22 protein-coding genes and 1 pseudogene are annotated in these 22,029 nt (G+C 60.7%); 18 read left to right on the top strand and 5 right to left on the bottom strand.

Features of this window, described 5'->3' with window-relative positions; translation table 11 throughout:
- Positions 1-307: 307 nt before the first annotated feature.
- Complete coding sequence (locus AC629_RS44770) at positions 308-682, bottom strand: hypothetical protein (protein WP_143198847.1); 375 nt, start codon at positions 680-682, stop codon at positions 308-310.
- 82 nt (positions 683-764) lie between these two features.
- Positions 765-1,022: a hypothetical protein gene (locus AC629_RS44765; RefSeq protein ID WP_143198846.1), complete on the bottom strand. Its 258-nt coding sequence runs from the start codon at positions 1,020-1,022 to the stop codon at positions 765-767.
- 271 nt (positions 1,023-1,293) lie between these two features.
- Between AC629_RS44765 and AC629_RS01985 the strand changes: the two genes are divergently transcribed.
- A complete protein-coding gene (locus tag AC629_RS01985; protein WP_084803099.1) occupies positions 1,294-1,536 on the top strand; it encodes a DUF6894 family protein in 243 nt (80 codons plus the stop codon).
- Between the two features lie 837 nt (positions 1,537-2,373).
- The gene (locus AC629_RS01980) at positions 2,374-3,303 is read left to right on the top strand and encodes a catalase (protein WP_245331674.1); all 930 of its coding nucleotides are present in this window, start codon (positions 2,374-2,376) and stop codon (positions 3,301-3,303) included.
- Positions 3,304-3,329: 26 nt separating this feature from the next.
- Here the strand turns inward: AC629_RS01980 and AC629_RS01975 are convergent, their stop codons facing one another.
- Positions 3,330-4,259, bottom strand: coding sequence for a helix-turn-helix domain-containing protein (locus AC629_RS01975; protein WP_084803097.1), 930 nt, complete (start codon positions 4,257-4,259; stop codon positions 3,330-3,332).
- A gap of 473 nt (positions 4,260-4,732) precedes the next feature.
- Here AC629_RS01975 and AC629_RS01970 point away from each other — a divergent pair, with 473 nt between their 5' ends.
- Complete coding sequence (locus AC629_RS01970; protein WP_084803096.1) at positions 4,733-6,622, top strand: PAS domain S-box protein; 1,890 nt, start codon at positions 4,733-4,735, stop codon at positions 6,620-6,622.
- Positions 6,623-6,659: 37 nt separating this feature from the next.
- Here AC629_RS01970 and AC629_RS01965 read toward each other — a convergent pair whose 3' ends face one another.
- Positions 6,660-7,037: a response regulator transcription factor gene (locus tag AC629_RS01965; protein WP_084803095.1), complete on the bottom strand. Its 378-nt coding sequence runs from the start codon at positions 7,035-7,037 to the stop codon at positions 6,660-6,662.
- Between the two features lie 250 nt (positions 7,038-7,287).
- On the opposite strand from AC629_RS01965, the gene AC629_RS01960 reads away from it, so the two are divergent.
- The 11 genes and pseudogenes from AC629_RS01960 (at position 7,288) to AC629_RS01910 (ending at position 19,318) form a co-directional block, all read left to right on the top strand.
- A complete protein-coding gene (locus AC629_RS01960; RefSeq protein ID WP_084803094.1) occupies positions 7,288-7,926 on the top strand; it encodes a response regulator transcription factor in 639 nt (212 codons plus the stop codon).
- Between the two features lie 351 nt (positions 7,927-8,277).
- Positions 8,278-9,228, top strand: a complete 951-nt coding sequence (locus AC629_RS01955) for a helix-turn-helix domain-containing protein (protein ID WP_084803093.1) — start codon at positions 8,278-8,280, stop codon at positions 9,226-9,228.
- Between the two features lie 74 nt (positions 9,229-9,302).
- A complete protein-coding gene (locus tag AC629_RS01950; protein ID WP_245331670.1) occupies positions 9,303-10,076 on the top strand; it encodes an SDR family NAD(P)-dependent oxidoreductase in 774 nt (257 codons plus the stop codon).
- Between the two features lie 325 nt (positions 10,077-10,401).
- A pseudogene (locus tag AC629_RS01945) lies at positions 10,402-11,426 on the top strand (IS110 family RNA-guided transposase).
- Between the two features lie 431 nt (positions 11,427-11,857).
- Entirely contained in the window at positions 11,858-12,139 is a 282-nt protein-coding gene (locus AC629_RS01940; RefSeq protein ID WP_084803092.1) for a hypothetical protein, read from the top strand.
- A 119-nt stretch (positions 12,140-12,258) separates the two neighbouring features.
- Positions 12,259-13,476, top strand: a complete 1,218-nt coding sequence (locus AC629_RS01935) for an NAD(P)/FAD-dependent oxidoreductase (RefSeq protein ID WP_084803169.1) — start codon at positions 12,259-12,261, stop codon at positions 13,474-13,476.
- Between the two features lie 80 nt (positions 13,477-13,556).
- Positions 13,557-14,354 carry an acetoacetate decarboxylase gene (locus AC629_RS01930; RefSeq protein WP_084803091.1) on the top strand — a complete coding sequence of 266 codons (798 nt, stop codon included), beginning with the start codon at positions 13,557-13,559 and terminating at the stop codon, positions 14,352-14,354.
- Between the two features lie 32 nt (positions 14,355-14,386).
- Entirely contained in the window at positions 14,387-15,562 is a 1,176-nt protein-coding gene (locus AC629_RS01925) for a DUF3734 domain-containing protein (protein ID WP_084803090.1), read from the top strand.
- A gap of 42 nt (positions 15,563-15,604) precedes the next feature.
- Positions 15,605-16,387 carry a 3-hydroxybutyrate dehydrogenase gene (locus tag AC629_RS01920; protein WP_084803089.1) on the top strand — a complete coding sequence of 261 codons (783 nt, stop codon included), beginning with the start codon at positions 15,605-15,607 and terminating at the stop codon, positions 16,385-16,387.
- Between the two features lie 421 nt (positions 16,388-16,808).
- Positions 16,809-17,729, top strand: a complete 921-nt coding sequence (locus AC629_RS01915) for an HlyD family secretion protein (RefSeq protein ID WP_502692997.1) — start codon at positions 16,809-16,811, stop codon at positions 17,727-17,729.
- Positions 17,726-19,318 carry an MFS transporter gene (locus AC629_RS01910; RefSeq protein WP_084803087.1) on the top strand — a complete coding sequence of 531 codons (1,593 nt, stop codon included), beginning with the start codon at positions 17,726-17,728 and terminating at the stop codon, positions 19,316-19,318. Before AC629_RS01915 ends, AC629_RS01910 begins: the two co-directional genes overlap by 4 nt.
- A gap of 217 nt (positions 19,319-19,535) precedes the next feature.
- On the opposite strand, the gene AC629_RS01905 is transcribed toward AC629_RS01910, so the two are convergent.
- Positions 19,536-19,733, bottom strand: a complete 198-nt coding sequence (locus tag AC629_RS01905) for a hypothetical protein (protein ID WP_143198845.1) — start codon at positions 19,731-19,733, stop codon at positions 19,536-19,538.
- Positions 19,734-19,919: 186 nt separating this feature from the next.
- On the opposite strand from AC629_RS01905, the gene AC629_RS01900 reads away from it, so the two are divergent.
- Genes AC629_RS01900 through AC629_RS01885 form a run of 4 tightly spaced genes read left to right on the top strand, consistent with a single transcriptional unit; the run spans position 19,920 to position 22,027 of the window.
- Complete coding sequence (locus AC629_RS01900) at positions 19,920-20,462, top strand: hypothetical protein (RefSeq protein ID WP_084803085.1); 543 nt, start codon at positions 19,920-19,922, stop codon at positions 20,460-20,462.
- Position 20,463: 1 nt separating this feature from the next.
- Entirely contained in the window at positions 20,464-21,000 is a 537-nt protein-coding gene (locus AC629_RS01895) for a hypothetical protein (protein WP_084803084.1), read from the top strand.
- 4 nt (positions 21,001-21,004) lie between these two features.
- Positions 21,005-21,199 carry a hypothetical protein gene (locus AC629_RS01890; protein ID WP_084803083.1) on the top strand — a complete coding sequence of 65 codons (195 nt, stop codon included), beginning with the start codon at positions 21,005-21,007 and terminating at the stop codon, positions 21,197-21,199.
- A 3-nt stretch (positions 21,200-21,202) separates the two neighbouring features.
- Positions 21,203-22,027 (top strand): metallophosphoesterase, encoded by an 825-nt coding sequence (locus tag AC629_RS01885; RefSeq protein WP_084803082.1) that lies wholly within the window; start codon positions 21,203-21,205, stop codon positions 22,025-22,027.
- Positions 22,028-22,029: the final 2 nt, after the last annotated feature.

Raw genomic sequence — 22,029 nt, 5'->3', positions numbered from 1 at the left:
TGGTCGCGATCTATCTAATCCCTCCAAGCAAGAGAAACACCATGACCAGGTACAAGCCAACCTTTCCGCAATTCGTTGAATTTGAGAGACCAGGTACAGGTCAAGATTCTGCGCAAGAGGCTCAAGCTGACGGATGAGCAGTTTTACCAGCGTTCTCCGCAAATCGGGCACTTCGATCTCGGCTATCGCCAAGGATGCCTCTACTTTGAAACGAACAGCAGCGACGGGCATGTAGATGCGTGTTGTCGTCTTTGTCTTGCGTCGATTGATTGTCATGTCGATAGTCCGCTCCGATTGTCCTAGTAGATCAATCGTGACAGACGCTTCCAGATTCGTCGGCGTATCGCCAACGATATAGCGCTCGGGCAACCGGATCACGCGGCGCGAACATGGCTGGGTTACTGATTGCCGGCCGGTCATCACTCATTGAACACCAGCCGTCCGCCTTAATGCAGATCTCGACTCGAGCATCCCTTTGCGCTTGATACGGATTATTTGTCCCACCGTTGTGAGCTTCCGTCCATTTTGCCGCGTCGGAGGCCGTTAACTTGTCCGCATCATTCTCGCACTGCTGCGCGATCTGAATTAAACGGTCGCGGGGAAAGGCATAGTATCTCACGGCGTGGGGGATCAGCGCGAGCGCAATGGCTGCTGCCAACATGACCTTGATCAATCTCAGCAAATGGCGCCCCAGCCAGCAAACAAAAGAGTAGAAGAATGCTCGAGAGACTTCACCTCGGGGCCGCTCGCTGCGCCGAGGTATTTCACCGCTTCACAGGCTCAGTCGGTTTTGCGGTATCCCACGGGCGTTTGCCGGACACGTCTCGATCCCATGGGCGCGCGACCGATCCTGCTTTCTCTTCCAAGTCATTTTTAGCGCGTGCAGCCTTGATCTGGTCGCGAATTGATAATTCGGTTGCGGCTGTCGCTTGTTCGGCCGATCGAACAATAGCACTGGACGACAGGAAAAGGACCGCGCTGACCAATAAGATAATTTTCATCAATGCCGATAGCACGATCACCCGCTGTTGTCCGATTTATCTTCGGCCCCAGCGCCGAGCTGATAACAACGATCGCCTTTCACGCAACGCAGTCAACGAAGCGCTCGTCCCGGAAGGCTGCTGTGCAGCTTACACAAGTGCGCCCGGCTAGAAAGGGAACTTTCGCATCCTCGCGCCGGCTGTCGGACCAGCAACCATTTGCTGCCACATCTGTTGTCCTCCATCCGATCGAGGTTGCACAGGGACATCGGTCGCCGACACATGGAGCTCCCGTCTGTCTCCGGAGCGCGTCATGACCCGATACTACTTCGATCTCATCGACGATGACGGCCTGTTTATTGACGAAGAAGGTCTGGAGCTTTCGGACTTTCGGTCGGTGCAAGTTGAGGCCGCAAAGTCATTGGCCGACATGGCACGAGATGCGACGTATGACCCTTGCAGCTCTTCAAAGCGCTATATGGCGATTGAGGTACGGGACGACGCCGGTCCCGTGATGCATGTCGGGCTCGAATTTGGGGACGAAAGGCGGCAGTGACACGGGTTGTGGGTCCCGGCGTCGCTCCTCGATCCATCTTCGAGCATCAATGAGGTGGCGCCCTCGCCGCCATAGCGATCCAGCTGAGCTATGCGGAATTTCGGCGGCTATGGCTTCTTCGGGCAGCCGTGTCGGCTTACACGCACAGGCGACAACTGCTCGACCGGCATCGCAGCTTCAGACTCGACTCTTAGCCAGGGTTGATGCTTCGCGCGTCACTTCGGGCCGGGGCACGCATGTAGTGAAGCTTGGGCCGGTAACTATCGCGTATGTCCATAACCAGGCTGTGAACGACGCCGGCGAAGTCGGAAACTGCCTCAACCGTCTTACAGGCAACACCTGACATTGCAGACCAGCGCGCAGAAGCAGGTGCGATCCCACGGTGTCTGACGATGCTCTTCCAGATCATCTTCTTTCTCCGTTCGGTTGAATATCGGCACCATGATGATCTAGCGGATCGGAGCTGCGGCTGCGCCAGAGCAATTGCCGTACCTGTCGAGCAATTGCTGCTAATGCCTGCGCTTCGCTCATGCGCTGCGGCTTCGCACCTCCGCGGCGCATTCCACTCGGCGATTCCGCGGGGACCGGTGAGACGGCATGCATTGGCATAGTCGTCCAGCGATCTCCTTGGACGGGGCGCGTGATCCAAAGCTCGATATCTCGATTGGGCGCGTCAGCGCTGTTGTCCTTCAACGATTGGGAGCAGCGCAAACGTGGCAGGAACGCCGTGAGGACAGCTTTGCAGCAGCACCGGACAAGACATGGCCGCTTCGGGAAAGACGGCAGACCCACACTGCGCAAGACTACTGCCGCGACGTTACAACCCAAGGCGCCACCCTGCCCAAATTCCAAAGAGGCCACGCCAACCCCGCATCCGTCGTCGATGCCCTAAGGGCCCTAGCGGGTGATCTGCCAGCGGCACGCGGGAGTTTTGCCAGAGGCCGCTGCGTGCGCGGCACCTATGTCCCGTCGGATCAGGCTGGCAAGATCACGAGATCCCGGAGCTTTATCAAACCATGTCGTGTGCTGGCGCGCTTCTCGATCGGCGGCGGCAATCCGATGGTGGCGGATATAGACCACGCCGCGTCGTTGCGCGGCTTCAGCTTCCGGATCGGCAACGATGACCAGCTCTCGGACATCTTCACGCAGAGCGCGCCGGTGCATTTTGCAAGGACGCTCGACCAGATGCTGGCTTTCCTGAAGGCGCGCCTCCCCGGATCGAATGACGAGCCCGATGCGAAGAAGATCAAGGCTTTCTCCGCCGCCAATCCAGAAACGCTGCATCAGGCCCGATATCTCGCCGCGCAGCCGCTGCGAGCGAGCTTTGCCGGCACGACCTATTGGGGCGTGCACTCTTTTCCTGCCACCAATTCGGACAGCAAGATACGGTTCATCAAGTTCAAGATCGAGCCGGTCGGCGAAAAAGTCACGCTGACCGTGGACGACGCCAGGGCGCAGTCCGCCGACTTCCTAAACGACGACCTTGATTTGCGGATCGCGGCTCACGCGGTGAGGTTCAGCGTGATGGCGCTGCTCGATCGCCCCAGCGACCCCGTCATGGACGTAACCATCCGATGGCCAGATGAGGACGAACGCGAAGCGGTGCGGCTGGGGACGATCGTCATCACAGGAGTTGAGCCAGATGATGCATGCGACGAAGCCATGTTTAATCCGGCCAATCTTGCCGACGGCATTGGTCATCCGCCGGACGAGATATTTGCGGCTCGCCGCGCCGCCTACGTCATCTCACAGAGAAAACGCCGATGAGCGACCCACGCCTCCGCCATGCTCGATCAGGTTTCGCTTTCGCGCCCACCGCCATTCTCGCGGCGCCATGCGCCCGGGCTGATGCCGACCATCGACGTGAACACCCGCGTGAAGTGGCTTTGATTGGCAAAGCCGGCCGATATCGCGATGTCGGACAGAGGCAGGTCGCGAACCATCAGCAATTGCTTCGCCACCTTGACGCGCTGGCGAAGAAGGTACTGGTGCGGCGGCAGGCCGATAGTGGTTCGAAACGCGCGCGAAAAATGGCGGACCGAGAGGTCAAGCTCGACCGCGATCTGCTCCAGTGAAAGCCGCCCGCCAAGGTCGGCCTCGAGCCTTTCGCAGGCGCGCTTCGCCTGCCACGGCGCAAGACCGCCGCGCACCGCTTCGGAGACATGCAGTCCACCATAGGCCTGAGCGACATGCGCAGTGAGCGCAAGCATCATGTGATCAATGACGAGCTGGTTGGCTTCGGATGGCCGGCGCAGCCCTCTCAGTAGCGACGCGCCGATATGATACACGGTCTCATCGGAAAAGCCGGTACCGAACTGACAGTCGAGTTGGCCGACCCGCCGCGCCCTGTACTGTTCTGCAACGCCGTTGAGCGCCGCAGCCGGAATGTAGAAGTGAAGAGAGTGGAACGGCTTATCGATCACAAAACGAGGATCGCACTTCATGTCGTACAGATATGTCGCGCCGGGCCGGATATTGGTCTTGGTCACACACTTGCCATGCTCCCAGTATTCGCAGTCAGGGTACTCGCGAAGCTTCAGGCTGACGATGTAAGCGTCCTCGGGGACAATTTGGCCGCAGAGACCGGGGACGGGATTATCATCCCGCGTTTCGGTGGCCACGATCTCGACGCCACGCAGGGACCGCGTGATCACCGATGACGGCGTATCGCGAAGGTGCAGAAGGTCCTTCCACTTCTGACCGTGAAAACTGCTCTGTGCCATGGGCCGGTCCCATCGTAGGCGCCCTGTGGCGGGAAAATCGCCACCGTTGAATGCTCTGTTGTTATTATCGTGCATCAGCGAGCGGCCGTCCAGCAACGCACCGATGCACTGCCCTTCGTGCCGCGGCAGGTGTAGGCGTGAAATGCGTGGGAGAATTAGCTGACCGAGAGGTCGGCTCAGCGATGATTTGCTGCAATGCAAGCGCTGCGTCAAACGAGAGCCAGCGCTGTCGTCCCCCCCAAACGACACCCGCCGCAGGCTATCGCAGCATCAACATTCGGCTCGGGCAGCAGTAGACCGCGACCATTGGTCACACTCGACTATCGCCTTGACTATACACGGCGACGTGTTGGCGGCCTACGGCAGGATCGGACAAGTCATGGCCGCTTTAGGAAAGACCGCAGACTGGAACGGCGACTAAAAAAAACGCCAAAACGCTCAAGCGTGGCCCGTTCACCGACGAGCATAAGTCCGTGAGAAAACCGCGTTTGCGAGATACTTCGCAGCATCAGCCAGATACGTCCCGGACGGTCCGATCTCGAAGCAATGAAGGTCGGTTGCGCGAGGCGTTCGACTTGATTCCGCACTTGGTTTGGTGCGCAGGTCCCGATGGGCGTCTGAAGTTTTGCAACAACAATTGGCTGGGCGCGACAGGGCTCGCCTGGAAACAAGTGAAAGGCACGGACTGGACCTCTGTCCTGCACACTGAAGACGTGTCCAGAGTTCAGAATTCCTGGCAGTCGGCGCTGGCGGACGGCACCTCGGCGGAAGCCGAGGCACGAATCCGCACCGCCGATAGCTCATATCGATGGCACCAGATCCGCGCAATGCCACAGTTTGCTCGCTCGGGACGGCTCCTCAACTGGTTTGCCACCGCCACTGACATTCACAATCGAAAATTGGTCGACGATTCCTTGCGCGAGTCGGAGGCCAGATGGAGATCTGTGTTCGACAGCTCGGCGATTGGCGTTGCGATTACGGATATGACCGGGCGCTTCTTGTGGGTCAATCCGACGTATGAACGGTTTTTGGCCTACTCTCAGGAAGAGCTCCGAAACCTGCGGTTCATCGAAGTGACCCATGAGGCATTCCGCTCTCACAATACGGACCTGATCCAGGAATGTCTCGATGGGAAGCGAAGGCAGTTCCAGATCGAGAAGCTCTATCGTCGCAAGGATGGCATTCCGGTTTGGGTCAGGAACAACGTAAGCATCATACGTGATCAAGCCGGCGCTCCGCGGTACATCATGGCGCTTGCAGAGAATATCCTGCTTCAGCGACTGGCCTCCATCGTCGAAGAGCAATACGACTTCCTCGCCATAGCGGATTTGGAGGGGCGGCCTCTGTACGTGAACCGCGCCGGACAACAACTGGTCGGACTCGATAGCGAGAAGGAGCTACGAGATACCGAAGCTAAGCAATACTTCTATCCTGAAGATTGGTCGTTGATAACGCACGCAATCAAAGATTCAATCCTGACAAGCGGATCTTGGTCCGGTGAAACCCAATTCCGCCATCTAAAGACCGGAGAACGCCTTCCCGTCCTGTATCAGGGCTTCCGCGTCGACGATCCCGAAACCGGCGCCCAAAACAATATCGCCATTCTCTGTCGCGACATTTCTGCGCGGAAAGAGGCTGAATTGGCGGCGCAAGCGGCCCAGACGGAACTCGCACGTGTGAACAGGCTGACGACGATGGGAGAAATGGCTGCGTCCATCGCCCATGAAAGCAACCAACCGCTGACAGCGATCATCGCAAACGGCGGAGCCTGTCTGCGTCTTCTGGCCCATCGGCATCCGGATCTTGGCGAGGTGCGGGCAGCGCTGGAAAGCATTATCGACGACGCGAGCCGCGCGGCCGAAATCACGCATGGCATCAGGAATATGGCTAAGAAGATCGACTCGGAGCGCGTTCCAGTTGATCTCAATGAGGTAATCGACAAGGTTCTTTTTCTGACCCAAGGACAAGTTCGCTCTTGGAGCGTGGCCGTTCAGACCGACCTTGAAGCAGGCCTGCCTTATGTAATTGCAGATAGGGTCCAGCTACAGCAGGTCATATTGAACCTGGTGATGAACGCAATCGAGGCGATGGCTTCGACACAGGACGCCCTCAAGAAGCTGGTAATCAGCACTCGGTCGCAGCAGGAGGACCACGTCCTGGTTTCTGTCAAGGACTCAGGAACTGGGATCGCGCTCGACTCCACTCAGCGCATCTTCGAACCGTTCTTCACAACAAAGTCGAGCGGCGTCGGCCTCGGCCTCTCCATTTGTCGTCGGATTATCGAAGGGCATGGAGGACGTCTTTGGGCGATGCCAGCAGAGCCGCATGGAGCCGTGCTTCAATTCACGTTACCACCTCGGTAGTGCGCTGACGACCGGCCGCCACATATGGCTTGTAAGTCTACTTCATTTCTCCATCCTGAGAGAAGATGGCCGACTGAACGCAACGCAACAGTTCATCGATGCTGACGGGCTTGCGCAGGTAGGAATGAGCTCCCTCCTTCAAAGCGCAATCGCGGTCTTTGTCATCGGGAAAGGCAGTTATGAAGATTATGGGAATACAGTAACCGGCGCTCTTGAGCGCGCGCTGCATATCGAACCCGGATGCCTTCGGCATCTCAACATCTGCAATAATGCAACTGGTGTCCTGAAGTTGTCCGGAATTGAGAAGGTCATCAGCCGATGGGAACGCCTCTGCTCCGTAGCCGGAGGACTTCATCAGCCGCTTCATCGACGCGCGAACAGAAGCGTCATCGTCCACTATCGATATCTGCGGCATCTTGCGCAAAACGCTGGCCCCGCTGTGCGGTGACACATGTCCAGGTTCAATATACGTTGCAGCTCCTCCAAGTAACTCAGCCAATGGTTGGCGAGATCTACTACGATAGTCGAGGTCGTCCAGCTATCCCGGACGGGATACCCAGACCGAACCGTCTGCAACCATCACCGACGGTCCGCAAGCAGCAGTTTGACCCTCCTCACTTCCTGGAGAAACACCAACGTAATAGCTCTTTGGGAGCGAAACAAAAATGAAACAACCGCCCGGGATTGTTCTGATCATCGATGACGATCAGTCAATTCGCACCAGCCTTCAGCGTCTTTTCAATTCGGTAGGATTGGCTACAAAAGCTTTTGCATCGGCGGAGGAGTTTTCGTCGGCGGCCGTGCCCGACATTCCGGGCTGCCTGATCGTCGACGTGCGCCTGCCTGGCCCGAGTGGGCTGGAACTCCAGGATCAACTTGTGCGGGCGGGCATTGCTATTCCGATCATCTTCATCAGCGGGTACGGCGATGTCCGCACGACTGTTCGCGCGATGAAGAGCGGCGCAATCGAGTTCCTCACCAAGCCACTGCACGATCAGGAATTGCTCGATGCGGCTCACTCGGCGCTTCAGCGAGACAAGGCACGCCGCGAAGAGGACGGTGTCCTTTCGCAGCTGAGAGCGAAATTCAATTCGCTCACGAAGAGAGAACACGAAGTTATGGCGCTGGTCGTGACCGGTCGACTCAACAAGCAAATTGCTGCCGATTTGAAGATAACCGAGATGACGGTAAAGTTGCATCGAGGACAAGTCATGAGAAAGATGAGCGCGAAATCCGTTGCCGATCTCGTTAGGATGTCCGAGCGGTTGCATTCAATGAAAGTCGGTCTCGGCCGCGGTCAATAGTCGAGCAACGCCATCACCCCGCAGCCACGTTCTGACTCCGCCTCAACAGCAATCTCGCTCAACCCTTTCGAAATTTTATCGCCGCAATAGACAGCGATGGGTCGGGGACAGCTTGTCGATGCTGCATTCCGCCTTTCGATCTCCCCCTTGTAATCCAGCCAAGTATGTTGGGCGATTTCGTGCGAATTCAAAAAACAACTCATGCGTCACTATCCTAAGGTAGAGGTCGAACTAATCTCAGAACTAATGGAACTCGGCAGACTGTACGATACCGCAAAGTGATGTTTGTGGTCATTATTGCGAGCGTTCCCGAGGCAGCGACCTTGAGCCTCCCTCACGCGAGCATCTGGCATGAGCAGTCCGATCATCAGCAAGTGTTCTCAACATTCGTCGTTGGCACCCAGCGTGCAAGAGAACGCTCTTGAGAACGCCGAACGTTCTCACGCCGATGCGGAAATGACGCGCGTACTCAAGACGGCACCACTCCACATGGCGTCCGACCCATCCAGCGGGGTGATCACCTTCTGGCGACATGATCCTCTCCACGACGTCGTCCGCCCCATGGCCGACCACGTCATCATGACGTTCCCCGCCGAGCCGGTGCGGTTCGAGCGTCGCGACGGGAAGGTGCTTGTGAACGGAATGACACGACCTGGGACGGTGACGATCATTCCGGCCGGTTCAACCTCACGATGGGACATCTACCAGCCTCTGAGTGTCCTTCAGCTTTATCTTCCGCACAGCACGCTCGACCGCGTTGCCCACGAAGCCGGCACAACCGCTCCCGGCGACCTCGTGGAACGGACTGCGCATCCCGATTCCATTACATCTCGATTGCTGCTGAGCGCGGCCGACGCCCTGGAAGGCTCTGCGGCGCTGGATGCGCTGTTCAGACACCAACTGACGGATCTCCTGGCTACGCGCCTCCTCGCGGCGCACGCGGGCTCTTCGGCAGCGGTTCAGCCGGTCACAGGTGGCCTGTCGCCAAACGTGCTGAGACGCGCCATCGAACGCCTGCGTTCAGGGCGCGATGCGGACGTATCGCTTGCTGCGCTAGCCGCGGATGCGGGGCTCTCGCGCTTCCACTTCTGCCGCGCCTTCAAGGAAAGCACCGGGCTGTCGCCTCATGCCTGGCTGCGCCAGCGCCATCTCGAGCAGGCCATGAGCATGCTGCGCGACACCGACGATTCGATCGTGTCGATCGCAATCGCGCTCGGCTATTCCTCGCAGACTGCCTTTGCTGCGGCATTCAGGAAGTTGACGGGCGAGAGCCCCAGCGATTGGCGGCGACACGTGCGGTAAGCATATCCTTCGCCGACGCCCGCTTCTTGAACAGGAAATACTGGGTAGCAACCGGGTATTTAGGCGCTGATTGCATGACGGACCGGCCAAACGTGCCGAAAGCGCCAGCGTTTCCGACATTGGGCGTGTCGCTTCGGCCCGATGCCATCACCGACTTCAAGCGCAACGCCGAAAGGAATCATGAGATGAAGACATTTCTCAGTATCGGAGCGGGCCCAGGGATCGGTTTCGCGACTGCCGAACGCTTTGCCAAAGAAGGTTTCCAAGTGGTTCTAGCAGCCCGGAGCGTCGCCAAGACACAAGAATTGGCAGAACGGCTAACAAGGAAGGGATACAAGGCTAGTTCTCGCGGAGTAGACTCGGGCGATCCGAAGAGCGTCACGGACCTGATCGGTGCGCTTCAGAAGCAGCACGGCTCAATCGAGGTCCTACACTACAACGCCGCATCCATGCGCAAGGCGGCTCTCTCAGAACAGCCGCGCGACAGCTTCAATAGCGATCTCGCCGTGAACATCGGAGGAGCGCTTGTTGCCGCTCAGGCGGTCGCCCCGAGGATGGAAGAGCAAAAGTCCGGCGCGATCCTGTTGACGGGGGGCGGCTTCGCACTCGCCCCAAGCCCGGACTATCTCTCGATCAGCATCGGCAAGGCCGGCATTCGTGCTTTGGCTCACGGACTTTTCGAGCCGTTCCGGGAAAAGGGAATTCACGTCGCGACAGTGACTATCTTTGCCTTCGTTTCCCCAGACTCGAAAGAAGCCTCGTCGGTGGCCGAGCACTTCTGGCAGCTGTACAGCCAACCGAAGGATTCCTGGACGGTCGAAGCGAATTACGGCCTCGCGACCGAATGACCAGGGAAGCAATTCCGGCTGTTGTCGACATCACTGTTGAGCACTGTCGGCATTAAGGCCCTGGACCTACCGGCACTCTGGTTGGCAGCGTGCGGCGACTAGGTCGGCCGCACGTCAGGTTCTCTATTGACCGAAGTTGCCGCGTAGGTTGCTCCCCCCGGGGCCGTGGGAGCCTCAACCTTGGCCTCTCGTGCGCGTGGAGGAGCCGTCCACATGGGGTAATCGCGGGAGCGAGTCGCCCCTGAATCAGTGGCTGTTCCCCGATAGGATGGAGATACGGGCTCACGACTGGACGCCGGGCCCAAGCATCGAATTGAGAACAGCCATGGAAGAATATATTGGTCTCGACGTGTCGATGAAAGAGACGGCAGTCTCGATCTGCCGAGCGGGTGAACGGATCTGGCGCGGCAAGTGCGCATCTGATCCCAGCATTATCGCCGAGCTCATCCGGAAGCGGGCGCCATCCGTGAAACGCGTGGTATTCGAGACCGGACCGCTGTCGGTATGGTTCTATCATTCTCTGCGCACCGAAGGGGTGCCGGCGATCTGTATCGATGCGCGCCATGCTAAAGCAGCGCTCGATATGGCGACGAACAAGACGGACGCGAACGACGCCGATGGTCTGGCGCAGCTCGCGGAAGCCGGGTTCTTTCGTGAGGTGCGTGTGAAGGGATTCGACAGCATGCTGACCCGCACGCTTGTCGCAGCGCGGACGCGGCTGGTCCGAATCACTACCGAGCTTTCCAACCAGATCCGCGGTGTCATGAAAACCTTCGGTCTGCTCGTTCCCGCCGGAAAGGGAAGCACCTTCGAGAAGAATGTGCGGAGGCTTCTTGCCGACCAGGACAGACTTGCATCCATCGTGCTGCCGATGCTGGAAGCTTGGCGTGGCATTCGCGTCCGCGCCGCCGAACTCGAACGCCAATTGGTGCGGGACGCGCGCCAAAGCCAGGCTTGCCGCATCCTCATGTCGATTCCTGGCATCGGTGCGATCACCGCAACCTCCTTTACCACAGCCATTGAGGAGCCTGGCAACTTCAGGAGATCTCGATCTGTTGGTGCGTGGATCGGCCTAACAACGCGCCGCTACCAATCCGGAGAAGTCGATTATGACGGCCACATATCCCGACGCGGCGACCGCCCTTTGCGAGGGCTGCTCTACGAAGCGGCGGCGGTCATTCTGACGCGCAGCTCAACCCGCAGCACACTGCGCACATGGGGTCTGCAGCTCCGGGAGAGGATCGGCTTCAAAAGAGCTGCCTGGCCGTGGCGCGCAAACGGGCGGTAATAATGCATACGATGCTTAAGACCGGCGAGCTATTTAATCCGAATGCCGGAGCCGCCGCATGAGTCCCGATAGCGTTCAGAACCTGAACGCCTAAGGTGTCCCTGCCGGGACGTGGGCCGAGCCATTCCGCTGATGCTGTTGCACTGCTGACTCAGCAAAGTGCGTCGTCCACATTGAAGGCTCGTCCCGCGAAGCTCCATCATGCGGCGGCTAATGTCGACCGCGAAGACAACCATGCACCCGGCAGCGTCTCCTCGGCGAAACTATATGCTTGACGCCCAAGCAGCGATTAGACAACAGCATCAAAAGCGAAGAGCACAAGCCAGCCAGCAACTGGCAGAGCCATCCGCGGGTCAGCGACCTTAGGGCGATTGACGGAGGCAGAAGCGTTAGCAGCAATCGCTCTACACGGACGGCAATCGCTCTGGCGCAGCCGCAGCTTCGATCCGCTAGAACACCGCGGTGCTCGCATCCAACCGGACGGAGGACGAAGATGATCTGGAACAGCATCGTCAGATATCGTGGGATCGCACCGCGACGGCGACTTGCCGCAACCACACTCGTACACGGACTTTCGCTCGCTGTTCGCTTCACCTCAGCAACCGGCGAGCAGGTGGAAATTCCGGCGCAATCCGTGCAGGCGACCAATCCGGTGATGTCCATCATGACCAGAGATGGCGCTCAACTGCCCTACGACGACTGGGGCCCGAGCACCGCGCAACCGATTTTCCTTCGCCGCAGCTGGCCGTCGATGCCGGACTGCCGAGGTCGTTGAGAACTAGCGACTTCGTTTCACGTCTTCGCGTCGTTGTCGAACTCAAGAAGCTCTCCCGGATGGGGGCGGCGGTGGTGACGCGCATCGTCCGAGATGTTCAAACCAAAGGAGCAGATCACGTGCGACTACTTATCATCGGCGCCGGCTTCGCCGGCATGTACGCTGCACTTTCCGCCGCCCGTCTGCGCGACATCCAGGGCGTTTCGCCCGAAAAGCTCGAGATAGCGCTGGTTGCGCCCGAGCCGACGCTGGTGGTCCGCCCCCGGCTCTACGAGCCGAAGCCCGAGACCTTGACGGCGCCGCTGCTTGACGTCCTCAAGGCCATCGACGTCGTCTATGTGCAAGGTAGCGCCGAGACTGTCGACACCAAGTCCCGAACGGTGCAGATCGCGACGGCCGACGGCTCGCGAAAGACACTCACCTACGATCGCCTTGTTGTGGCCACAGGCAGCCGGCTATTCCGTCCGAGTATCCCTGGCCTTGCCGAGCATGGCTTCAGTGTCGATTCGCTCGACGATGCGCTCGCTCTCGACAAGCATCTGCAAAGCCTTCCCGGGCGGCCGGCCGTGAACGGCCGCGACACGGTCGTCGTCGCCGGCGGCGGCTTCACTGGCATCGAGGCGGCTACCGAAATGACAGCGCGCCTGCGCGATATCTTGGGCAAGAATGGCATGCCGCGCGTCATCATTGTCGAGCGCAGCCCTGCGATCGCTCCCGATATGGGCGAAGGTCCCCGCCCGGTCATCGAGGATGCCCTGCGCAAGCTCGGTGTGGAGACCCGCCTCGGAGATTGCGTCGCCTCGCTCGACAAAGCCGGCGTCACGTTGACCTCCAGCGAACGCATAGAGGCCGAGACCGTAGTCTGGGCAGCCGGCATTCGCGCCGCGCCGTTGACGCAGCAGATTCCCGCCGAGCGCGACAATTTCGGCCGGCTGCTGGTTGATCGCGATCTGCGCGTGCCGGGAGCGCCGGGAGTCTTCGCGACCGGCGATGCCGCCCGCGCCGCCTGCGACGATGACGGCAATTACGCACTGATGTCATGCCAGCACGCCACGCGAATGGGCGCGTTTGCCGGCAACAACGCCGCCGCCGAGTTGCTGGGCGTTCCGACCAAACACTACCACCAGACGGGCTACGTCACCTGCCTGGACCTGGGCGGAGCCGGCGCGCTGTTCACGACCGGCTGGGAGCGCAAGGTCAAAATGGTCGGCGACGTCGCCAAGAAGACCAAGCAGGAAATCAACACCGTCTGGATCTATCCGCCGCGGGCCGAGCGTGCCGCCGCGCTGGCCTCGGCCGATCCCGAACGTGTGACTGATGTGACCGGCTTCTTCTAGACCCTTCACGCGAAGCGGGCCGCGCTTCCTCCGCAGAAGCGCGGCCCGCTCACCTCAGATCACTCTGGAGCTTGACCACGATGAAACACGAGACCGTGCGCGCAACAGCGTTCGCGATGCCGCTGACGAGCCCTGCATTTCCATCCGGCCCTTATCGCTTCATCGACCGCGAGTATTTCGTCATCCAGTACAGGACGGACCCGGAAGCGCTGCGCCGGATCGTGCCTGAGCCGCTGGAGTTCACCGAGCCGGTGGTGAACTACGAATTCATCCGCATGCCCGACTCGACCGGCTTCGGCGACTACACCGAAAGCGGTCAGGTCATCTCCGTGCGCTACAAGGGCCAGGCCGGCAGCTTCGTCCACCAGATGTTCCTCAACGACCATCCACCGATCGCCGGTGGTCGCGAGCTGTGGGGCTTTCCCAAGAAGCTGGCGCAGCCGAAGCTGGCGGTCGAGATCGACACGCTCGTCGGCACCCTGAACTACGGGTCGGTGCGCATCGCGACTGGCACCATGGGCTACAAACATCGCGCCCTCGACATATCAGTCGAAGCCAGAAAGCTCGCCGCTCCCAATTTCCTGCTTAAGATCATCCCGCATGTCGACGGCACCGCCCGCATCTGCGAGCTGGTGCGTTTCCATTGTGAGGATATCACCGTGAAAGGCGCCTGGACCGGTCCCGCGGCGCTCGATCTCTATTCGCATGCGCTCGCGCCCGTCGCCGAGCTGCCTGTGCTGCAGGTGCTGTCGGCGAAGCACGTTGTCGCCGACTTGACCCTCGGGCTCGGCACTGTGGTTCACGACTATCTGGGCTCGGCGGTTGCGCGATGGCGCGGGGCCGGCTCCGAAACCTTGATCGAGACCAACGCCGGCTGACCGGATAGGCTGCCATGCAGGGAGTTTTGGCAATGTTGAACGTGATGCGCGAACAGAGCAGTCCTGTGCTGCAGCAGACCAGGCAGCTGCCTTACGACGTTGTAGCGCTGGTGCTGCAGGGTGGCGGCGCTTTGGGGGCCTACCAGGCCGGAGTCTATGAGGGCATCCATGAAGCCGGTATCCGGCCAAATTGGCTGGCCGGCATTTCGATCGGGGCGCTGAATGCGGCCATTATCGCAGGCTCCCCCGAAGACGAGCGCGTGGACCGGCTGCGCGAGTTCTGGGAGCTGATCTGCGCCTATTCGATAGAGTTGCCCGCCGGCGAAGGGCTGGTCGACGCCCTGCCCTTTGCTTTCGATATCAAATCGGTCCGCAACGTGCTGGCGGCAATGCGCGCGCTGGTCCAGGGGCAACCAGGCTTCTTCAAGCCGCGCTTTCCCTCGCCGCTCTTCTCGCCGTTTTCAGGAGATGCCGCGACCAGCTTCTACGACACGGCACCGTTGCACCGGACCCTGGAGCGGCTCGTCGATTTCGACCGGCTCAACGCGGGCGATGTGCGCGTCAGTGTCGGCGCGGTCAACGTCCGCACCGGCAACCTGACCTATTTCGATACTGCCGAACGCCGGCTGGGACCGAAACATTTCATGGCTTCAGGCGCGCTGCCGCCGGGATTCCCCGCCGTCGAAATCGAAGGCGAGCACTATTGGGATGGCGGCGTGGTCTCGAACACGCCTCTTTCTCACGTGCTCTCCGGGAAACCAAGCGACACGCTGACATTCCAGGTCGACCTCTGGTCGGCAAAAGGCCGCGTTCCTTACGACATGATGGAGGTATCGAGCCGGCAGAAGGACATCCAGTATTCGAGCCGCACGCGCGCTGTCACCGACCAGGCACTAAGGATGCAGAAGATGCGCCAGGCGCTGCAGCGGACACTCGATAAGCTGCCGGATAGCGCAAGGCAGGACCCGGAAATGCGGGCCATCGCTGATCTGGCCCGTCACCGCTCTCACAACATCATTCACTTGATCTATCAAACCAAGCTCCATGAGGGCCATTCGAGGGACTACGAATTCGGGCTAAGCGCGATGCGCGCGCATTGGCAGAGCGGACTGGAGGATATCCGCCGCACGCTGGCCGACGGGCGGCGCCTCGACCCGCCACCTCCCGAGCTCGGCATCGTCACCCATGACATCCACCGCCGCGATTGAGCGCCCGGCCGGTTTATCTCTCAAGCATCGAAAGGACTTCTCATGTTGAAGGGCAAGGTCGCGATCGTCACCGGGTCAACCAGCGGCATCGGGCTCGGCATCGCCGAGGAGCTCGCCAAGGCCGGCGCCGACGTCGTCTTGAACGGCTTTGGCGACGCCGGAGAGATCGAGAAGATCCGCAGCGGCATCGAGCGTAAGCACGACGTGCATGTCATCTACGACGGCGCCGACATGTCGAAGGGCGGGGCCGTGCGCGCACTGATTGACGCGACGATCGGGAAGTTCGGACGCCTCGACATCCTCGTCAACAATGCCGGCATCCAGTTCACCGCACCGGTGGAGGAATTCCCGCCCGCCAAGTGGCACGCCATCCTCGACATCAATCTGTCTGCGGCATTCCACGGCATCGCGGCCGCGGTGCCCCAGATGAAGAAGCAGCGCTGGGGACGCATCGTCAACATTGCCTCCGCGCACGGCCTCGTCGCCTCGACGCACAAGGCGGCCTATGTCGCGGCCAAGCATGGCCTGGTGGGTCTGACGAAGGTGGTCGGCCTCGAGACCGCCGGCAGCGGTGTGACCTGCAATGCGGTCTGCCCGGGTTGGGTTCGTACGCCGTTGGTCGAGAAGCAGATCAACGACATCGCAGCCGAAAAGCGCATCAGCCAGAAGGAAGCAACCAACCAACTCCTCGCTGAGAAGCAACCGTCGTTGGAGTTCGCCTCTCCGGAGCAGCTTGGCGGCACCGTCTCCTTCCTGTGTTCGGCCGCGGCGGATCAGATCACGGGTACCGCGATCTCTGTCGATGGCGGCTGGACCGCGCGTTAGCCCGGGAACCTTAGGTGTCCGAAAAGATCGTCAGCACCGCGCCGTGCCTGGGCACAGTGGCGATCCCCAGCTTCGGGCGGCTCCGCCCAGACCGAGAAAGGGAAGCAACATGGATACCGTGACCACGATCTCCGAAGCTGTTGCGATCGGGCGCTCCGAAGCTGGCCAGGCCGCCGCAGCGTTCGTGGAAGCTAAGGCTGTTCCAGCCGACCATCGCCCCGCAAATCTGGCGCCCGCGCAGGCCAAGGCTCAACCCGCCGCCCCAAACGAGCCCGGTCCAGGCGCCACATCGCGTAACCGGAGACGCCTGATCATGCCGCTGATAGCGGTCGGCGCGGCGGTAGCGCTCGTCCTGGTGACGTCAGGCCGTTGGAATGCCTGGGTGGGAACGGCCGCAGTCCAGACCACCGACAACGCCACCGTGCATGCCGAGATGACCCGATTGAGCGCTCGGGTGAGCGGGAATGTCAGGCGGGTTGCCGTGCATGATTTCCAGCAGGTCAAAGCTGGCGAACTGTTGATGGAGATCGAACCGGCGGACTACGATGCGATCGTGTCCCAGGCCGAGGCGAGTGTCGCCGCAGCACAGGCCGATCTCGACAACCTGGAAAACAAGAAGACCCATCAACGCGCCGTTATCGCCCAGGCCGAGGCGCAGCGCCGATCTGCCGCCGCCCGCGAATTGGAAACGCAGCAAGAGCTGGACCGACAGGACAACCTTCTTCGCGGCGGCGTCGCCGGCACTCGGCAGCGGCTGGAGCAAGCGACAGCCGCGCACGACACGGCCACCGCCACGCTTGCGGCGAGCCAAGCGACGATCGAGGCGCAGCGCAGCCAGCTCGAGATTCTGAACGGCGATGAGAACTTGCTGCGTGCGAAGCTCCGCGTTGCCCAGGCTGACCTCACGACGGCCCAGCTGCGTCTGGGGTACACGCGCATCGTGGCGCCGTTCGATGGTGTCGTCGGCGAGCGCATGGTCCAGGAAGGCACCTACGTCAATATCGGCGCCAATCTGATTGCCGTCGTGCCGCTGCCGGAAGTCTACGTCGTGGCGAACTACAAGGAGACGCAACTGATGCACGTAGCGTCGGGGCAGCCGGTTGACGTCACCGTCGACATGTTTCCCGATGTGGTCCTGCATGGCCGTGTGAAGCGCATTTCGCCGGCCAGCGGTTCGACCTTTGCCCTGCTGCCGCCGGACAACGCGACCGGAAATTTCACCAAGGTGGTGCAGCGTATCCCGGTCCGCATCGAATTCGATCCCGGCCAACCCCTGCTCACGCAGCTGCGGTCGGGAATGTCGGTCGTCACGCACATCCGCGTTGCAAGAGACGCAACATGACGACCGCAACCATCAGCAACGGCGCCGAAACGGTCGGCCGCCCCTCCCATCACCCGTTGTTGGCCGTCGCAGCCGTGCTGCTCGGAGCCTTCATCGCGAGCTTCGACGTGCGGCTGTTCGCGCTCGGCCTGCCGGACCTGAGAGGCCAGTTCGGCCTGAGCTTCGACGAGGGAGCATGGTTGGCAACTGCTTCAACCGCACCACAGATCCTCATCGCCCCCGCCATCGCCTGGCTTGCCGCGGTGTTCGGCTTGCGCCGCGTAATGGTCTGGCCGAGCCTACTTTATGTCGCGACGGTGGTGGTGATTCCGTTCGTCCGTGACTACCAGTTGCTCCTGGCCCTGCACTTCGTTCGCGGGCTTCTGCTGGGCGTGTTCATCCCGGCGACGATCATGATCGTCCTGCACAATCTGCCGATGGGATGGTGGATCATCGGCCTTGCGGCCTATTCCTTCCGGCTGTCCTTCACCAGCAATGCCGGCGTGTCGCTGGTGGGCTTTTACGTGGAGCAGGTTGGCTGGCAATGGCTCTATTGGCAGGATGCCGTGGTCGCCGTGCTGATGGCGCTGCTGACCTGGTTGGGCACGCCCCGCGAAGGCGTCAATCGCCAGTTGATGGCACAGGCCGACTGGGGCGGCATGCTATTGCTTGGCGCCGGCCTGGCCCTCATCTACGCCGGTTGCGACCAGGGCAACAGGCTGGATTGGTTCGAATCGGGCACCGTGACGGGGCTGATCATCGGTGGCGGCGCGCTCGTCTTCGCCTTTCTCGTCAACGAAGCGGTCGTCCCGGAGCCATGGGCGAGCCCCACGGTGCTGATGTCACGAAACGTCTCCTTGGTGCTGTTGACCCTGATGACTTACATGGTCACGAGCTTGTCCAACACCATGCTGGTCCCGAACTTCCTGACCGTGGTCGCGGGGCTTCGGCCCGAGCAAGTCGGCGGCGTACTCCTGCTCTACGCGGCCTTGCCACTGGTCGTCACAGTGGCCGCCGCCATCTGGCTGCTTCGCCGAGTCGATGCCCGGATCGTGGCCGTGTTCGGGTTTGCAAGTTTCGCGATCGCAGCCTGGATGGGCACCCGCGTCACGCACGAGTGGGCGCCAGACGATTTCATTCCGATGGCGCTCGTGCAGTCCGTTGGCCAGGGCCTCACCTTCACCGGCCTACTGATCTTCGTGGTATCGAATTTGAACCCGGCACGGGCCACCGCTTTCGTCGCCTATATCCAAGTGATGCGCCTGGACGTGATCGAGATTGCGGCGACAGCGATGACCACGTGGCTGCGCGTGCGCGAGCAGGTCCATTCGAATCTCATCGGCCTCTACGTTTCTGCCGGAGACGGCGATGTGGTGCGCGCTCTCGGTGGCCTGACCGGCCGATTTGTCCAGCATAGTGCCGACGCGGAGACGGCCCTGGCGCGCGCCACGACCATGTTGGCGTCGCTCGTGCGGCGCGAAGCCAACGTCCTGTCCATCATCGACGGCTTTCAGGTCGCCTTCTGGGCTGCGATCGTCGGGCTTCTGCTGATCAGTCTGATGCTTGCAGCGCCGGCAGGCCCACTCACGCCGGCACGGGCGAAATCATGAAGACACTGCCTGCCTTCCCGAGACTGATCAGCTTTTGTTAGAACCTTATCAGTGCAAGAATAGGTCCGTTGCGACCATTTACCTCTCGGCGGGATCGAACCCAAGTCTCAGGCACGCTGGCTCCTTGATCACACCACAAGCTTGAGGATACAACTCTTCCCCTTCGCCACGATGACCTCACGGATCCATTCGCCGCTCAGGGATTCCTGAAAAGGAGCTAGCTCTTCCTCTTGGCCTTGCGCCTCTCGAGCCAATCTCTCGCCGCTTGCTCCAGGATCTCTGAAGCAGTGGTGTCGTCCTCAACAGCTGCCAGCTTGAGCGACTTGATCACCTCGCCCGACATCGACGCGAAGAAATTCCGCTTTCCCTCGGTTATCGATCTGCTTTCCTTCGGGGTCTTTCGTCCGTCAGACATGCGTTCTCCAAGCGTGGCCAAGCGGCATCGAGTGCGCCGTGAATCGCCAGTCGATTGATCCTAAGAGGGTTTTTACAAATGGCCATAGGCTGCTCTTCACCTATGTGCCTAGATCCATTTGTGCCTATTGACATCGACTTATGTTCCTGCTTTGTTCTCATTGCTCGACGTCATTGGAGTCGTGTGATGGCAGACATCGTGCGGAGTTGGCGGGTCGATTTCATGCGGGCGCACCCTCGCCTGTTTGACGTCACATGCGACGAACCGGAGCGCTCGCCCGGCCATCTCATTTGCGAGGTCGGCTGGCGCGACATCCTAGAGCGGCTTTGCGCTCGGATCGAACACGCGCTGCGAGAGGATGAGACGATCCAGATCCTCCAGATCGGGAAGAAATTCGCCCAGATCAGGGTGCAATGGCGTGGCGACGTCTCCCCCGAGACAGCGGCCAGGCTGCACGAAGCCTTTGCGCTCGCCGAGGCACGCAGCGCCTACACGTGCGAGCGGTGCGGCGCGGCGGGCCGGCTCTACAGCAATGACGGCATCTACATGACCCGCTGCGCGACCCACGCGCAGGGCGCGCCGGTGCCATCCAAACCCGGCCAGGAGAACGTTCGGCAGATCTATCTCCCAAACTCGGATGGCGCTCTGATCGTCGCGCGCCGCTACGATCGCGAGACCGACCGCTTCATCGATGACTCATCGGACGATGCGGGAATCGTGGAGGCGTGACATGGCTGCCACCATCCAGAACTGGCGAACCGATTTCATGCAGGCCCACCCCCGCTTGTTTGAAGTCATGGATGACGAGCCCGAGCGCACGCCGGGTTATCCTCATTGCGGGATCGGCTGGCGCGACATCCTTGAGCGGCTTTGCACCCGGATCGAACACGCGCTGGCCGACGGCGATCGCTTCGCGTTCGTCTGCGTCGAGCAAAAATTCGGAACTCTGCGCCTCTCCTGGGCTGGCACCCTTTGGGATGAGAGCAATGCCAGGGTTGCGCAAGCGATAGCTTTGGCCGAAGCGCGATCCGCCTGCACCTGCGAAAAATGTGGCGAAGAAGGCCGTTTGTACCGTCATGACGGCGTGTGGATGACGCGCTGCCCTGCCGATGCAAAGGGCGGGTCTGTCCGCATCGAGGCCGGCCTCGAGAGCTTCCACGTCATCCGCGTCACGGAGCTGCGCGATATGCGCGTCTTCTTCTGCCGCCGCTACGACCGCGCAGTTGATGCGTTCGTGGACATCCCGCCGGACGGTCTCGAGGGGTAGCCCGATGGCCCGCTTTCGCTGCCGCACTTGCAAACAGGAAGGGACGTTTGTCTACGACGCCGAGCGCTACACGTGTCCACTCTGCGATTCTATCGACGTGCAGTTCATCATTCACCGGGAGGAATTGCCTGAGGGTGATCCGCTGCTGAACCCTGAAAGCTCCTCGTCCAGGAAGGACGGCAAGAAGAGCGAGGACTGACCGATGCGCTTGTGGATCCTGTCAGACCTGCATGTCGAACTGACCCGCGGCTGGGACCTGCCGTCCGGCGGCGCGCGTCCGGACTTCGATGTGCTGGTCGTCGCCGGCGACCTCATCACGCGCATGGAGCGCGGCGTACGCTGGCTGCTGGAACGAGTGCCCGATAAGCCCGTCGTCTACGTCGCGGGCAACCATGAGGCCTACGGTACCGACATCCAACGCACGCTTGATAAGGCCAAGGCCGCCGCCGGCGGTACAAACGTACACGTCGTTGAGAATGAGACCATCCGTATCCGCGACGTCACGTTCGCCGGGGCGACACTCTGGACCGACTTCACCATTAACGGCGACGCTCATCGCGGGATGATGATCGCGGGCGAACGCATGAATGACTTCAAGAAGATCAGGACGTCGACCTACAAGCAGCGCTTCCTGCCGCCCCATGCCCTTACCCGACACATGAAGTCCCTGGTGTTCCTGAAAACCGAGATGCGCAAGCCGCGCGGCGCGGACCGACTTGTCGTCGTCACTCATCACGCGCCGGTACCCCAGATGTTGGACGAAACGGCCGGATCAGCCAACGATCGCGGGCTCGACCCGGCCTACCGGAGTGATCTCAGGTCTCTGATGCTGCCGGCGCCCAACGATGCGCGCGGCGCCCTGCGGCCAGCCGATCTTTGGATCTACGGCCACACCCACGAATCCTTCGACGCCGTGATCGGCGAGACGCGGGTCATATCCAATGCCAAGGGCTACGGGCCCTGGCTACCGAAGTATCGCGCTTGCGACAATCCGCGCTTCGATCAGAACCTCGTTGTCGAAATCTGAAG

Origin of the sequence: Bradyrhizobium sp. NAS80.1, from assembly GCF_001908205.1 — a bacterium.
Taxonomy (GTDB): domain Bacteria; phylum Pseudomonadota; class Alphaproteobacteria; order Rhizobiales; family Xanthobacteraceae; genus Bradyrhizobium.
The sequence above is the reverse complement of the archived record's forward strand: the minus strand, read 5'-3'. Positions and strand labels throughout refer to the sequence as shown.

Bases quoted from the DNA above. Each gene is read 5' to 3' on its own strand.
- AC629_RS01985 (WP_084803099.1), top strand. From the start codon at position 1,294: ATGACCCGATACTACTTCGATCTCATCGACGATGACGGCCTGTTTATT.
- AC629_RS01975 (WP_084803097.1), bottom strand. From the start codon at position 4,259: ATGGCACAGAGCAGTTTTCACGGTCAGAAGTGGAAGGACCTTCTGCAC.
- AC629_RS01965 (WP_084803095.1), bottom strand. From the start codon at position 7,037: ATGCCGCAGATATCGATAGTGGACGATGACGCTTCTGTTCGCGCGTCG.
- AC629_RS01960 (WP_084803094.1), top strand. From the start codon at position 7,288: ATGAAACAACCGCCCGGGATTGTTCTGATCATCGATGACGATCAGTCA.
- AC629_RS01955 (WP_084803093.1), top strand. From the start codon at position 8,278: ATGAGCAGTCCGATCATCAGCAAGTGTTCTCAACATTCGTCGTTGGCA.
- AC629_RS01950 (WP_245331670.1), top strand. From the start codon at position 9,303: ATGACGGACCGGCCAAACGTGCCGAAAGCGCCAGCGTTTCCGACATTG.
- AC629_RS01940 (WP_084803092.1), top strand. From the start codon at position 11,858: ATGATCTGGAACAGCATCGTCAGATATCGTGGGATCGCACCGCGACGG.
- AC629_RS01930 (WP_084803091.1), top strand. From the start codon at position 13,557: ATGAAACACGAGACCGTGCGCGCAACAGCGTTCGCGATGCCGCTGACG.
- AC629_RS01925 (WP_084803090.1), top strand. From the start codon at position 14,387: ATGTTGAACGTGATGCGCGAACAGAGCAGTCCTGTGCTGCAGCAGACC.
- AC629_RS01920 (WP_084803089.1), top strand. From the start codon at position 15,605: ATGTTGAAGGGCAAGGTCGCGATCGTCACCGGGTCAACCAGCGGCATC.
- AC629_RS01910 (WP_084803087.1), top strand. From the start codon at position 17,726: ATGACGACCGCAACCATCAGCAACGGCGCCGAAACGGTCGGCCGCCCC.
- AC629_RS01905 (WP_143198845.1), bottom strand. From the start codon at position 19,733: ATGTCTGACGGACGAAAGACCCCGAAGGAAAGCAGATCGATAACCGAG.
- AC629_RS01900 (WP_084803085.1), top strand. From the start codon at position 19,920: ATGGCAGACATCGTGCGGAGTTGGCGGGTCGATTTCATGCGGGCGCAC.
- AC629_RS01895 (WP_084803084.1), top strand. From the start codon at position 20,464: ATGGCTGCCACCATCCAGAACTGGCGAACCGATTTCATGCAGGCCCAC.
- AC629_RS01890 (WP_084803083.1), top strand. From the start codon at position 21,005: ATGGCCCGCTTTCGCTGCCGCACTTGCAAACAGGAAGGGACGTTTGTC.
- AC629_RS01885 (WP_084803082.1), top strand. From the start codon at position 21,203: ATGCGCTTGTGGATCCTGTCAGACCTGCATGTCGAACTGACCCGCGGC.